This window comes from Nocardioides litoris, from assembly GCF_006346315.1.
Classification (GTDB): domain Bacteria; phylum Actinomycetota; class Actinomycetes; order Propionibacteriales; family Nocardioidaceae; genus Nocardioides; species Nocardioides litoris.
Genome location: NZ_VDMR01000002.1, coordinates 380,841 through 393,807 on the forward strand (window position 1 = coordinate 380,841; position 12,967 = coordinate 393,807).

11 protein-coding genes and 1 tRNA gene are annotated in these 12,967 nt (G+C 73.5%); 6 read left to right on the forward strand and 6 right to left on the reverse strand.

Annotation, left to right across the window (positions count from 1 at the left end; all coding sequences use genetic code 11):
* Window positions 1–41: 41 nt before the first annotated feature.
* From FJQ57_RS09925 to FJQ57_RS09940, 4 genes are read right to left on the reverse strand one after another with little or no spacing between them, the layout of a single operon-like run.
* Window positions 42–1,412 (reverse strand): FtsW/RodA/SpoVE family cell cycle protein, encoded by a 1,371-nt coding sequence (locus FJQ57_RS09925; protein ID WP_139980587.1) that lies wholly within the window; start codon window positions 1,410–1,412, stop codon window positions 42–44.
* Between the two features lie 51 nt (window positions 1,413–1,463).
* Complete coding sequence (locus FJQ57_RS22930) at window positions 1,464–3,014, reverse strand: PP2C family protein-serine/threonine phosphatase (protein ID WP_246081769.1); 1,551 nt, start codon at window positions 3,012–3,014, stop codon at window positions 1,464–1,466.
* Between the two features lie 20 nt (window positions 3,015–3,034).
* Window positions 3,035–3,511 carry an FHA domain-containing protein FhaB/FipA gene (locus FJQ57_RS09935; protein ID WP_139979742.1) on the reverse strand — a complete coding sequence of 159 codons (477 nt, stop codon included), beginning with the start codon at window positions 3,509–3,511 and terminating at the stop codon, window positions 3,035–3,037.
* A complete protein-coding gene (locus FJQ57_RS09940; RefSeq protein ID WP_139980588.1) occupies window positions 3,504–4,250 on the reverse strand; it encodes an FHA domain-containing protein in 747 nt (248 codons plus the stop codon). The genes FJQ57_RS09935 and FJQ57_RS09940 overlap by 8 nt, the downstream gene beginning before the upstream one ends.
* A gap of 281 nt (window positions 4,251–4,531) precedes the next feature.
* Here FJQ57_RS09940 and FJQ57_RS09945 point away from each other — a divergent pair.
* Window positions 4,532–4,614 (forward strand) — tRNA-Leu (locus tag FJQ57_RS09945).
* A gap of 133 nt (window positions 4,615–4,747) precedes the next feature.
* Window positions 4,748–6,982 (forward strand): serine/threonine-protein kinase, encoded by a 2,235-nt coding sequence (locus tag FJQ57_RS09950; protein ID WP_139979744.1) that lies wholly within the window; start codon window positions 4,748–4,750, stop codon window positions 6,980–6,982.
* Window positions 6,983–6,990: 8 nt separating this feature from the next.
* On the opposite strand, the gene FJQ57_RS09955 is transcribed toward FJQ57_RS09950, so the two are convergent.
* Complete coding sequence (locus FJQ57_RS09955) at window positions 6,991–9,336, reverse strand: sulfatase-like hydrolase/transferase (RefSeq protein WP_139979746.1); 2,346 nt, start codon at window positions 9,334–9,336, stop codon at window positions 6,991–6,993.
* Between the two features lie 46 nt (window positions 9,337–9,382).
* On the opposite strand from FJQ57_RS09955, the gene FJQ57_RS09960 reads away from it, so the two are divergent.
* The gene (locus FJQ57_RS09960) at window positions 9,383–10,360 is read left to right on the forward strand and encodes an SDR family NAD(P)-dependent oxidoreductase (protein ID WP_139979748.1); all 978 of its coding nucleotides are present in this window, start codon (window positions 9,383–9,385) and stop codon (window positions 10,358–10,360) included.
* An 18-nt stretch (window positions 10,361–10,378) separates the two neighbouring features.
* On the opposite strand, the gene FJQ57_RS09965 is transcribed toward FJQ57_RS09960, so the two are convergent.
* Entirely contained in the window at window positions 10,379–11,188 is an 810-nt protein-coding gene (locus FJQ57_RS09965) for a hypothetical protein (RefSeq protein WP_139979750.1), read from the reverse strand.
* A 52-nt stretch (window positions 11,189–11,240) separates the two neighbouring features.
* On the opposite strand from FJQ57_RS09965, the gene FJQ57_RS09970 reads away from it, so the two are divergent.
* Genes FJQ57_RS09970 through FJQ57_RS09980 form a run of 3 tightly spaced genes read left to right on the forward strand, consistent with a single transcriptional unit; the run spans window position 11,241 to window position 12,963 of the window.
* On the forward strand, window positions 11,241–11,828 hold the full coding sequence (locus tag FJQ57_RS09970) for a nitroreductase family protein (protein WP_246081724.1): 588 nt from the start codon (window positions 11,241–11,243) through the stop codon (window positions 11,826–11,828).
* On the forward strand, window positions 11,816–12,484 hold the full coding sequence (locus FJQ57_RS22440; protein WP_170219362.1) for a hypothetical protein: 669 nt from the start codon (window positions 11,816–11,818) through the stop codon (window positions 12,482–12,484). The genes FJQ57_RS09970 and FJQ57_RS22440 overlap by 13 nt, the downstream gene beginning before the upstream one ends.
* Window positions 12,481–12,963 (forward strand): glutathione peroxidase, encoded by a 483-nt coding sequence (locus FJQ57_RS09980; RefSeq protein ID WP_139979752.1) that lies wholly within the window; start codon window positions 12,481–12,483, stop codon window positions 12,961–12,963. The genes FJQ57_RS22440 and FJQ57_RS09980 overlap by 4 nt, the downstream gene beginning before the upstream one ends.
* Window positions 12,964–12,967 lie beyond the last annotated feature (4 nt).

The window sequence follows — 12,967 nt, forward strand, 5'->3', positions numbered from 1 at the left end:
TGGCGGGGCTCGGTGTGGTCGGCGGGTCGGACGAGCAGGTCTCACAGCTTGATCACCTGGGTCGACTCCTCGGCCTCCTGCTCCTCGTCGACCTTCACCAGCACCGGCGCGGGGCGCCGGGCCTGGTCGGAGATGCGCAGCAGCAGCGCGACGACGACCCAGCTCGCCACGAGCGAGGACCCGCCGTAGGACAGGAACGACGTCGTCAGGCCGGTCAGCGGGATGAGGCGGGTGACGCCGCCGATGACCACGAACAGCTGCAGCGCGAAGACGCTGGCCAGCCCGACGGCCATCAGCTTGCCGAAGTTGTCGCGCGAGATCACCGCGGTGCGCAGCGCGCGCTCGACCACCACGCCGTACATCAGGAGCACCGCGAGGACCCCGGTCAGGCCGAGCTCCTCGCCGATGGCGGCCATGATGAAGTCGGACTCGGCGTAGGGGATGCGGGTCGGGTCGCCCTCGCCGAAGCCGCGCCCGATCAGGCCGCCCCAGCCCATGCCGAACATGCCCTCGACGAGCTGGTAGCTGTTCTGGCCCGGGGGACCGTCGTAGTAGTCGAAGGGGTGCAGCCAGGTGTCGACGCGGGTGCGCACGTGCCCGAACATCCGGTAGGCCAGGGCCGCGCCGCCCGCGAACAGCAGGCCGCCGACGACCAACCACCCCGGCCGCTCGGTGGCGACGTACAGCATGACGAGGAAGAGGCCGAAGAACAGCAGGCTGGAGCCGAGGTCGCGCTGGAAGACCAGGATGCCCAGGCTGATCAGCCACATGGCCATGATCGGGCCGAGGTCGCGGCCGCGCGGCAGGTCGACGAGCAGCAGCCGGCGCCCGGCCAGGGCCAGGGCGTCGCGGTGCTGGACGAGGTAGCCCGCGAAGGCGACCACCAGCATCACCTTGGCCACCTCGCCCGGCTGGAAGCTGAACGGGCCGAGGCGGATCCAGATGCGGGCCCCGTTGATGGTCGTGCCGAGACCCGGGACCAGCGGGAGGAGCAGCAGCACGATGGCGCCCAGGCCCGAGGTGTAGGTGAAGCGGCTCAGCGTGCGGTGGTCGCGCAGCACGACGAGCACGACCGCGAACAGCACCACGCCCAGGGTCATCCAGGTCAGCTGCTGGCGGGCGAACGTGGTGTCGTCGGTCAGGTCGAGGCGGTGGATGACCGCGAGGCCCAGGCCGTTGAGGGCGACCACCACGGGCAGCAGCACCGGGTCGGCGTACGGCGCCACGAACCGCACCACGACGTGGGCGCCGGCCATGAGGGCGGCCAGCCAGCCGCCGTACCCGACGATGTCGGCCGGCACCTGGCCCTCGACGCCGAGGCCGACGGCGGCGTACCCGCCCACGCCGACGGCGAGGGCGATGACGAGCAGGAACAGCTCGGCGCCACGGCGGCGGCGGTGCACGAAGCCCATCAGGGCGGACTGGGGCGCGGCGGCGCCCGGGGTGGTCGTCACGGGGCCTCCTCAGCCGGTCTCGGTGCCCGCTCCGGGCGCGACGGGGTCGTCGGTGGCGAAACCGTCGCCGGCGGTGCCGGCGACCCGCTTGGTCGCCAGCTCCTCGACGCGGTCGCGGGCCTCGGCCAGGCCGTCGACGGGGATGCCGTCCTGCACCAGGTCGCGGTCGTACTCCTCGAGGTCGTCGACGCTGATCGTGGTGACCACGACGACCTCGGACAGGTCGAGGCCGGGCAGGGAGGCGTCGAGGCCGCGGTTGATGACCACGACGCCGTCGGCCTCGCCGATGTAGTACTGCCGCTGGACGTAGGACCAGGCGGCGGCCGCGCCGATCCAGAGCAGGCCGAGCACGATGAGCACCACCATCGCGCGGCGCAGCCAGGTGTAGCGCGGCCGGGCCCGGGGGGCGTAGCGGGCGGCCTCGGGGTCGACCGGCACCAGCGGGTCGGAGGCCACCGCGAACGGCAGCTCGTCGGGGATCTCGGCCTCGATCGGCTCGAGCTCGCCCGTGTCACCGGAGCGGTGGCCACGGAACAGGCCGCGGGGGCTCTTGCGCTTGAGCTCGGCGGCCGCGCCGACGAGCATCGGCTCGAGCTCGGCGTACGCCGGGTCGGCGGCGGCCGCGTCGGCGGTGACGACGTCGGCGACGATGCAGGTGACGTTGTCGGAGCTGCCGGCCTCGAGGCTGGCCCGCACCAGCTCCACGGCGGCGAAGTCGGGCGAGCCCATCGAGAGGATGTCGGCGAGCCGCCCGTCGTCGAGGACGCCGCAGGCCCCGTCGCTGCACAGCAGCAGCCGGTCGCCGGCCACCAGCTCGATGGTGGACAGGTCGGGCTCGGCCTCGTGGACGCCGTCGAGGGCCTTGAGGATGAGGTTGCGGTGGGGGTGGGTGCGGGCCTCGGCCTCGGTGATGCGGCCCTCGTCGATGAGGCTCTGCACGAACGTGTGGTCGGTGGTGAGCTGGCTGATCTCGTTGTCGCGGAACAGGTAGGCCCGGCTGTCGCCGACGTGGCCGATCCCGAGCCGGCGGCCGTCGAACGCCGCGACCGTGGCCGTGGTCGAGGTGCCGTTGATCGCCGGGTCGGCGTCGACGAGGCGACCGATCTGCTCGTGGGCGGCGTGCAGCGCCGAGGCGACCCGGTCGAGGATCGCCGGCTCCGGCCCGCTGCCCGGGGCGGGCGCGGTGGCGTCGACCGCACGACCGCGGGGGTTGGTGGCGTCGAGGGCGACCTCACGGGTCGGCTCGACGCCGGCGGCGCCCGCAGTGGCGGCAGTCCCGGTCGACTCGGTGTCGTTGAGGTCGGCCGCGGTGGCGGGCGGGGCCGTGGTGGCGGCGCCGGCGGGCTCGGGGGGCGCGGCGTCGAGGGAGCGCAGCTCGGAGACCGCGGTGGAGGAGGCGATGTCGCCGCGGGCCGCCCCGCCGACGCCGTCGCACACGGTGAGCAGCCACGGGCCGGCGTACCCGGAGTCCTGGTTGTCCTTGCGGACCCGGCCCACGTCGGAGATGGCGGAGTAGAACAGCCGCAGCCCGGCGGAGGTGGCCGGCGCCGAGGTGGCCATCGTCGGCGTGCGGTCGGCCGTCACTTCTGCAGCTCCAGCACGGTCTTGCCGATGCGGACCTGGGTGCCCATCGTGATCGTGGTCGGCTGGGTGATGCGGACGTTGCCGATGTAGGTGCCGTTGGTGGAGCCGAGGTCCTCGACGAACCACTGGTCGCCGCTGGCCGCGATGCGGGCGTGGCGAGTGGAGGCGTAGTCGTCGTCGAGGCGGATCGCGGCGTCGCTGCCGCGGCCGATGAGGATCGGGGCCTGGTCGAGCGCGGCCGTCGCGCCCGTGCTGCTGCCCTGGGTCACCACGACCCGGGTCGGCACCCCGCGCCGCTTGGACGCCTTCTGCTTGGGCTGGCGGCTCGGCGCCGGGCCGGGCACGGCGCGCTGCGCCTCGGGCACCCGCGCCCCGAACATGTCGGAGCGGATGACCGAGATCGCGGCCAGGACGAAGATCCATAGGATCGCCAGGTAGGCGATGCGGATCAGGAAGAAGGTCAGCTCAGACACCGGTGGCCTCCTGGGCGCCCGACCCGTGCAGGTCGTCGCGCACGATGTGCACGGTCATGGTGGTGGTGCCGACCCGGACCTGCGAGCCCTCGCGCAGCACCGCCCGCGGCACCTTGCGGCCGTCGACGGCGATGCCGTTGGTCGACCCGAGGTCGTGCACCTCGACGACGGGGTCCTCGCCCTCGCGGCCCGCGGTCACCATGAACTCCAGGTGGCGGCGGCTGATGCCGGGGTCGTTGATGCGCAGGTCGGCGTCGGTGCCGCGGCCCACGACGAGGCCCGGCGGCGGCAGCGGGTGGTGGCTGCCGTTGACCTCGATCATCGCCACCGCCCGGCGTACCTGGGTGTGGGTGGCGGTGCCGACGACCTTGGCCTCGGCGCGGCTGCGGATGCGGAAGCGGCCGGTGGTGAGGTCGTCGGTGGCCTCGAGGGCGATCCGCACCGGGCCGGGGAAGACGTAGCCCTGGGTGCGGGCGTGCTCCTGCACCTGGTCGGACAGCTCGCGCACCAGCGTCGAGTCGTACGGCGCCAGCCGGTCCAGGTCGGTGCCCGAGAGCTCGACGTGGAAGCTGTTGGGCACCAGCCGGCGCTCGCGCGAGAGCACCTGGGCGTTGTTGTCGACCTCGCGCTCGAGGGCGGCGGCGATCTCCACCGGCTGCACGGCACTGCGGAACGTCTTGGCGAAGGCGCCGGAGATCATCGACTCGAGGCGCCGCTCGAAGCGCTGCAACCCGCCCATCGTGCGCACCTCCTCGTCCTCGGCTGGGTGGCACCGGGTCGGCGCCGCTCGTCTTGGTCCTGCGGTGTGGTCTGGCTGGGTCGTGCGTGGGTGAAGGCATGGCGACCGCCGGTCGGTCGACCGGAGGTTCGCTCGATCGTAGCGATCCCCTCGGGGTGGGCCGCGCAACCCGCCCGCGGTCCTGACCACCTCGTGGCGTGGCCCACGCGCCCGGCGGTCCCGGTGGCGACCCACCGGTTTTGGCCCCGCCGACCCGCTGGGATAGTCTCCACGGGCTACTTGCGCGAGTGGCGGAACGGCAGACGCGCTGGCTTCAGGTGCCAGTGTCCGAAAGGGCGTGGGGGTTCAAATCCCCCCTCGCGCACACCACCCGACAGCCCGGACCACACGGTCCGGGCTGTCGTGCGTCCGGGTCGCGGCGGGTGTCGGGCTCACGAGAACGCAGGACGCCACGGCCGTCGCCGACCTACGATCGCGCGGTAGATCGGAGACGTGACGTGGATGACGTGCTCGCCGGCCGCTACCGACGCGAGCGCCCGCTCGGCTCGGGCGGCATGGGTGATGTCTGGCTGGCGACCGACCTCGACCTCGGTCGGCAGGTCGCGGTCAAGCGTCTCCGCACCGTCACCGGCGGACTGGCGGACGTCGAGATGGTCGAGCGCATGCTGCGCGAGGCGCGAGTCCTGGCCAGGCTCGACCACCGCTCCATCGTCACCCTCTACGACCTCGTCCGGGTGGATGGACAGCCGCACCTGATCATGCGGTACGTGGACGGCGAGTCGTTGGCCGAACGTGTGCAACGAACGGGCTGTCTGGACTGGACCGAGGTCGCCCGCACCACCGCCGACGTCGCCGACGCGCTGGCAGCCGCGCACCGGGCCGGCGTCCTGCACCGGGACGTCAAGCCGGGCAACATCATGATCGGCCGTGACGGTGCCGTCTTCCTGACTGACTTCGGCATCGCCCGCGCCCAGGGAGACACCGCCCTGACGCGTGCCGGTGACCTGGTGGGCACAGTGGCCTTCCTCCCGCCCGAGGTCGCCCGCGGCGAGGGCGCGACCCCGGCGAGCGACGTCTGGTCGCTCGCCGCGACGGCATACGCCGCCATCGAAGGGGACGCGCCCTTCGCCCTCGACTCACCGAGCCTCGCCAGCATCTTGGTGCGGCTGCTCAACGAAGAGGCGCCGGCTCCTCGGCGCGCCGGGCCCATGACCGATCTGCTGGTCCGCATGCTCCGCAGCAACCCACAGGCTCGCCCGCAGGCGGGGGAGGTTGCCTACGAGCTGCGCGGTCTCCTGCGCGAGCCGGGACGTCGATCGCTCGGGCCCTCCACCGCCGACACGACGATCAAGAAGTCGCTCGCGCCCCCCACCGTCGCTCCGGCGGCGCCGACGACCGTCCCGACCACCGTGCCGGCGTTCCAGACCGAGCCAGGCGCTCCACGACGTACGTCATCCCGCGTGATGGCGGGCGCCGTGGTCGCCGTGCTCCTCGCGATCGGCGGGGCCGTCGTCTTGGCGAGCGGGGGCGCGGACGCCCCGGAGGAGAGTGCTGCGCAGACAGCGATCGCGGCGCCAACGGAGGTCACGTCGGGCGGGCCAGCGGGCGCCCCGACCACGGAGGCGCCTCCAGCGGGGACCGGCCCTGACGGATCCAGTGGCCCCGTGGCCGGGGAGGCGACTCTCGACGTAGCGCTGTTCGGCGAGCCCACCCGTCCGATCGTGTCGTCCGACGGTCGACGGACCTTCGTCCCGAACGAGGACGACGGTGTCTCGGACATCGCCGTGGTCGACAACCAGACCGGCGCTGTGCGCCGGATCTCCGTCTGCACCGACCCTGAAGAAGTCGTCGCGGGCACGACCGGATCCATCCTCTACGTGCAGTGCGCCGACTCCGTCGTCAAGCTCGACACCGACGGTGCCGGTTCGGTCATCGGACGACTGGCCCTGCCCAACGTCGGGCCGATGCGGTTGTCCGCCGACGGCGCCATCTTGTTCCTGCCGGTGAGCAGGGAGGTCGTCGCCGTCGACACCACGACGATGGTCGAGCTCGGTCGGGTCGAGGGCCCGGCCCAGACCCGCCTCGTCCACCTCCTGGACGGTGGGCGCCGCGCGGTGGTCCCGGACGGGGGATCGGACGCGTCCGGAACCGACGGGCGGTTGACCGTCCTCGACGTGAGTGACCCCGGACAGATGCGGCGGGTCGCCGAGGTCGAGCTCGGCGCCGACCCGACGGGTGTGCAGGTTCAGGCGGACGGGCTCTACGCCTACGTGACCACCACGTCCGGCCTCGTGACCGTCGACGTCGGCGACGGGCGGGTGGTGAGCCGCGACAGCGTGCCGCCGCCGCGGTCGAACGGCTTGGTGCGGACCGATCCGGCCACGGGTGACCTGTGGTTGCCCCGGAGCAACACCACGGTCACGGTCTACGAACGCGGCACTGGCGGCGGGGCCTTCATCGCGAGCACCATGACCCTGGGCGCGAGGACGGGCGCCGAGGTCGTGTTCGCGACCGAGGCGGATGCACCCCGGACCGCCGTCGTCGCCGGTCGGGACCGGGTCGTCCTGGTCGACACCATGGAGCGGAAGGTACGAGACCGCTTGTCGCTCCCGTTCACGCCCCGGTACGTCGCGCTCGCGCCTGATGGCGGGACCGTGGTGGCCGTCAGTGGAGGTGTCCCGGCGGGATTTGGCGCGCCGCAGATCGCCATCATCAGGCTCGACCGGCCCTGAGCCTGCTTTCAGCGCAACGCACCGACCAGCAGCTCACCGAGGACCGTCGGCCTGGCGTCGGCGTCAAACGCCACGGCGTGCCGGAGCCGACGCCGGGTGCGCAAATTGGAGAGGTCGAGGGGCGATCGCGCGATGTCGACGAGGAAGAGGAACTCCCAGCCCGCACCTCGGCCTTGGTCGGCCCACGCGGCGAGGCGCGCGCCCCGGCCGCTGAGACCCATCCGCGCACCGGGTCCGGAGAGGTCCAGGGTGCCGTCCAGTCCCGCGAGCGGTTCTTTGCCGAGGTTGAGGACCACTCCGTCGACACGGAGGTCCCAGCCGACAGACCGCTTGGTGTGGTCATAGTGGAACAGCACGTGGTTGCCGGCGTCGACCGCCAGCCCGAGCATCACCGAGCTGCCGCCGCGGCCGAGGGAGGGAGCGGTCGACAGGACCGACCACGGTCGTGCGGCGACCGCCTGCGTCGAGCGCACCAGCACCGTCGCTCCTGAGGCAGGGACCACGAGGCGCCCGCCCTCCACCCGGGCGCCCCCCACCACCGACCCGTCGGGGACGCGGAGGACCCGCCCCGACTCCCACGTCGTCACGGCCGACGGGGTGTCCGAGGCGGGAGGGCCCGGCAGCAGCCCGACGTCGACGACATGGCGGTCGAGCATGCCCCGGAGCCGGTCGACGTCGCTCGGACGAGCTGACGCGAGATCGACGCGCTCACCGGGGTCGCGGTCGAGGTCGTAGAGCTCGACCGAGCCGTCACGTAGCTGCTCCACCAGCTTGAGGCCCCCCGACCGAACGGCGGCATGGGGGTGGGTGCCCCCGATGTGATGTGGGTAGAGCCAGAACAGTGCGTCGCGCGACGCCACCGAGCCGTCCCCGCCGGGCAGCAGCCCGGCTGCGTTGAGCCCGTCGAGCCCCGCGGGTGACTCGGGCCGGCCTGTCACCGCCAAGATGGTGGGGAGCAGGTCCACGGTGCTTACCACGGTGGCATCCACTCGTCCTTCGCTCTCCGCAGTGGTCGAGCCGGGCACCGATGCCCAGGCCACCACGAGAGGGACCCGGATGCCGCCCTCGTAGAGCTCGCCCTTGCCCCCGCGCAAAGGTCGGTTGGCTGCCCTGTCCTGGGCCCCGTTGTCGGCAGTCACCATCACCAGGGTCCGCTCCGCGATCCCGCGGCGGCGAAGCGCTCGGACCACGCGGGCGACCTGGGCGTCGACGCCCTCGACCATGGCGGCATAGGCGGGGTCGCGACCGGGGCGGCCCACCCCGGTCCGGGCCTCGTACTTGGCCAGCAGGTCAGGCCGAGCAACGAGGTCGTCGTGGACCGCGTAGTCCGAGAGCAGCAGGACGAACGGCTCGTCGGCGTGGTCGTCGATGAAGTCGACCGCCTCGCGCGCGAGGCGGTCGGTGAGGTGCTCCCCGGGCTTGGCAGGGACCGATGGCATGAAGGCGTACGGCGCGACGTAGTCACCCACGTCGATGTACTGCTCCTCCGTCAGCCGAACGTCGTCGAAACCGTGCGCGGCGGGCCCGCCCGTTCGGCGATTCAGGGGCTCGTCGTACCGCTCGGTGAGGTGCCACTTGCCGATCAGGCCGGTGGTGTACCCCTGCGGACGGACGAGGTCCGGCAGGGTCGGCACGTCAGGGGGCAGGAAGGCGTCAGTGAGGGCATCAACCGGACGCAGGTAGTCGGTGATGCCGGTGCGGGCGGGGTACAGACCGGTCACGAGCGCCGCACGGGTGGGTGAGCAGACGGGCGCGGCCGAGTAGGCCTGGGTGAAGCGCACACCAGAGGCGGCCAAGGCGTCGATGGCTGGTGTGTCCACGAAGTCGTTGCCGTAGCACCCGAGGCTGTCCCATCCCAGGTCGTCGACGAGCACGACCACGATGTTGGGTGGGGTGACCTGCGCCGGTCGGCCCCCGGTCGCCCGCTCGCCGCCGGCGGCGCTCGGCCGGGGTGTGCCGGGTGCGGGCTCGTTCGGTGAGCTGCAGGACGACGCCGCGGCCGCCAACCCGGCGACTGCGGCGGCACGCAGCAGCGCCCGGCGGGATTGGCCGCCGGTGGAGGCCGTAGACCTGGTCACGGTTTGTCTCTTCCGATCCTTCCGAACGGGAGTGGGTCCCGAGCACGATGGATCGACGGTAGTGGCGTGCCGGTCGGCGTGGAGCGCAACGGGAGGATTGCCCCTTCGGGAGGCAGCTCGACCCACATACCCCCGGGGGTCGGAACGTTCCAGCCGCGACGCGCCTTCTTGCGCAAACGTTGAACGTGCAGAGGGTGACCCGGGGGCCTGCCGCTCCGTTAGAGTTGTCGGGCCGTCCCCCGCTCGACCGTGGGGGGAGAGCGGGGGACGGTTCACCCCTCAGGACCTCTCGTGGGACCCCGCTGGTCCCTAGATTCGCGCCATGCGCGCCCCGCTCCTGACTCGGGTCCTCGACGGCGCCCTCGACCGCTCGCTGGTGCTCGGCTACACCAAGGTCGGTCCCGCGCTGCGCCGCCGCTGGTGGCCCGCCGACCCCGAGCCCGGCTGCCTGGCCGGCGAGCACGTGGTCGTCACGGGCGCGACCAGCGGCCTCGGGGAGGCCATGGTCACCATGTTCGCCGAGCTCGGGGCGGTCGTGCACGTGCTGGGCCGCAACCCCGACAAGGTCGCCCGCGTGGTGCGCGAGGTGCGCGCCGCCCGCCCGACGGCCGAGCTCGTCGAGGAGGTCTGCGACGTCGGCGACCTCGACGCCGTCCGGGCCTGGTGCGCCGACCTGGCCGTCCGGGTCGACGCCCTGCGCGGCCTCGTGCACAACGCGGGGGTGCTGGAGCAGGAGCGCAGCGAGACCGCCCAGGGCCACGAGACCGGCCTCGCGGTCCACGTCCTCGGGCCGCACCTGATGACCGAGCTGCTGCTCGACCGGCTCGACGCCGGCCGGGGCAGCGTGGTGTGGATGAGCTCGGGCGGCGCCTACTCGGCCGGGCTGCGCTCCACGGCGGAGGAGATCGAGTACTGCGAGGGCCCCTACCACGGGACCTACGCCTACGCGCGCACCAAGCGGATGCAGATCGAGCTGGCCGACGCCTGGAACGACCGGCTGCGCGGCGGCGACGTGCGCGTCGAGAGCTGCCACCCCGGCTGGGCGGCAACCCCGGGCGTCACCGACAGCCTCCCGGGCTTCGACAAGGTGATGGGTCCGCTGCTGCGCGACGCCCGGTCCGGCGCCGACACCGCCGTCTGGCTGGTGGCCACCCGCCCCGACTCGACCGGCACCCACCACTTCTGGCACGACCGGGCGCCCCGGCCCACGACGTACCCCGTGCAGCGCCGGCCCGACCCGGCGGCCCGGCGCCGCTTCACCACGTACGTCGCGGCCGCGACCGGCACCACCTGGCCCTGACCGGACCCGGGCCCGACGTCAGGCCGCGGGCCCGGCGTCGCGCAGGTCGAGGCGTTCGTCGGCCGGAGGCAGGCGGATCGGGTCGCCCGCGCCGTGCTCGCTGAAGGTGACGGTGGCCTCGTCGTCCTCCAGCTCGAGCAGGACGTGCGGCGGGCGCAGGTCGATGACGGCCCGGCCGCCGCGCAGGAAGACGGCGATGCCGCGCTCGGTGCCCATGTCGACCTGCAGGCCCTTCTCGGTCACCTGGTCGGCCCGGGGCATGACCGACTCGCGGAGGTCGCAGTAGCGACGTTCCCGCACGCCGAGCACCCATCGGTCGACGAGCGGCTCGGCGGCCGCCGCCCTCTCGCCGTCGGTGAGGTCCGGCTCGGTGCGGCGCAGCAGCGCCTCCCACCCCGGTGCCGTGGTCCGGGTGAGCCAGGTGTCGCGGTCCTCGACGATCTCGAGCTCCGGGTCCTGGTCGAGGGTGAGGGTGCCCGCGCACCGCTCGCCGTCGAAGCGGACGTCGGCGCCCGTGCCGCGGCCGTAGCTGTTGGAGCCGTCGACCTGCATGCGGACGCGGTCGGTGGCCCGCAGCTGCCGCACGGCCTCGACGACCATCCGCCGGGCCGGCGTGCTCTCGGCCCACTCCTGGCCCGCGCGCAGCTCGGGGTCGGGCTCGCGGACGTCCCGCGACCGTTCCTGGGTGCGGTCGACGGCCCGCTCGGGGTCGCCCCCGCCGGCCCCCTCGGCGGCCCGGCCGGCGCGGGCGTCACCCTCCCCGGCCAGGCTGCAGCCGCCGAGCGCCAGCACGAGGGCGGCCAGGAGGCCGAGGCGGTGGTGGGCCATGACGAGACGGTAGTCGCGGACCGGCTGCCGCGGGGTGGGACAGGATGGCCAGGTGTCCCACGCCCCGATGCCCGACGCCCAGGGCCTGGCCGAGCCGCTGCGCTCGCGCTGGAGCCCGAGCGTGTACGACGCCGCCCACACGCTGACCGACGACGAGGTCGCCCTGCTGCTGGAGGCGGCCCGGTGGGCGCCCAGCGCCGGCAACAGCCAGCCGTGGCGGTTCGTCGTCGCCCCCCGCGGCAGCGCGGCCCATGCCGCCTTGCTGCCCCACCTCTCGCGCGGCAACAGCGGCTGGGTGCCGCGGGCCTCGCTCGTGCTGGTCGCCGGCTGCGAGGTCGTCGACGTCAAGAGCCCCGAGGTCGCCCGGCACGACCTCGGCCAGGCCGTGGCCCACGTGACCCTGCAGGCCCGGGCGATGGGCCTGCACACCCACCAGTTCGCCGGGTTCGACCACGAGGCGGCCGCGGCCGCCCTCGGCGTCCCCGACTCGGTGCGGCTCGTGGCGGGCATCGCCGTCGGGGTGCCCGGCGACCCGGCGGAGGTCGACGAGCGCGACGCCGACCGCGACCGTCGCGAGCGCAGCCGCCGCCCCCTGGCCGAGATCGCGTACGTCGACGGCTGGCGGCCGTGGCGCGGGTAGCCGACCCGCGCCGCTCGCGCCGGGTGGCGGTGGTGGTCGTCGTCGCGCTGCTCGCCCTGGTCAACCTGCCGCTGGTGCACGGCGCCTGGACCGACCGCCAGGTCCGCGTCGCCGGCGTCGACGTGGTGGCCGAGGTCACCGCCACCGAGGACGCCCCGGGCCCCGGGGGGCTCGTCGACTTCCGCTTCGCGCCCGACGTCGACCCCGACCAGGCGACCTGGCGGGCCGCCCTGGAGCAGCCGGCCTTCGCCCGCGCGGTCGACGACGGCACCGTGGAGGTCCGGGTGGTCCCGGGCGACCCGCGGCGCTACCTCGTCGAGGGCGCCCAGGGCACCGGGCTGCTCCTCGTGCTCACCGGGTTCGCCGACGTGGTGCTGCTGCTCGCCCTCGTCCTCGTCGTGCGCCGCCGCGGCGGCGGCCCGCTGCGCCTGGTCGCGCTGGAGGACGTCACCCGCGCCCGGCCCGGCGGCCGGCTCGAGGAGGTCGACGAGGCGACGTACCTCGTGGTGGGGGAGGTGAGCGTCCGCGAGCTCGACGCGGTCGTCATCGACACCGGCGCGCGGTCGGTGCGGGTCGAGCTCGACGGCCACGCCAACCCCGTCGGGTACGAGCAACCCGCACAGGTGAGGGCCCGCCTGCCAGAATCGGGGGCATGACGACGCTCCAGGACTTCCACGCCACCTCGCTCGACGGGCAGGACGTCGACTTCGCGGCGTACGCCGGCAAGGTGGTCCTCGTGGTCAACACCGCCTCGCAGTGCGGGTTCACGCCGCAGTACGAGGGCCTGCAGAAGCTCCACGAGCAGTACGCCGACCAGGGGCTCGTCGTGGTCGGCTTCCCGTGCGACCAGTTCGGCGGGCAGGAGCCCGGGTCGGAGGACGAGATCGGCGCGTTCTGCCAGAAGAACTACGGCGTCACCTTCCCGATGATGAGCAAGGTCGAGGTCAACGGCGACGGCGCCCACCCGGTCTACCAGTGGCTGCGCGGGGAGAAGGGCGGCCTGCTCGGCAGCAAGATCAAGTGGAACTTCACCAAGTACCTCGTCGGCAAGGACGGGCAGGTCATCGACCGCTACTCCCCGACGACCAAGCCCGAGAAGATCTCCGGCGACATCGAGAAGGCCCTGAAGGCCTGAGGCC

Bases quoted from the DNA above. Each gene is read 5' to 3' on its own strand.
- FJQ57_RS09925 (WP_139980587.1), bottom strand. From the start codon at position 1,412: ATGGGCTTCGTGCACCGCCGCCGCCGTGGCGCCGAGCTGTTCCTGCTC.
- FJQ57_RS22930 (WP_246081769.1), bottom strand. From the start codon at position 3,014: ATGGCCACCTCGGCGCCGGCCACCTCCGCCGGGCTGCGGCTGTTCTAC.
- FJQ57_RS09965 (WP_139979750.1), bottom strand. From the start codon at position 11,188: ATGGCCCACCACCGCCTCGGCCTCCTGGCCGCCCTCGTGCTGGCGCTC.
- FJQ57_RS09940 (WP_139980588.1), bottom strand. From the start codon at position 4,250: ATGGGCGGGTTGCAGCGCTTCGAGCGGCGCCTCGAGTCGATGATCTCC.
- FJQ57_RS09960 (WP_139979748.1), top strand. From the start codon at position 9,383: ATGCGCGCCCCGCTCCTGACTCGGGTCCTCGACGGCGCCCTCGACCGC.
- FJQ57_RS09980 (WP_139979752.1), top strand. From the start codon at position 12,481: ATGACGACGCTCCAGGACTTCCACGCCACCTCGCTCGACGGGCAGGAC.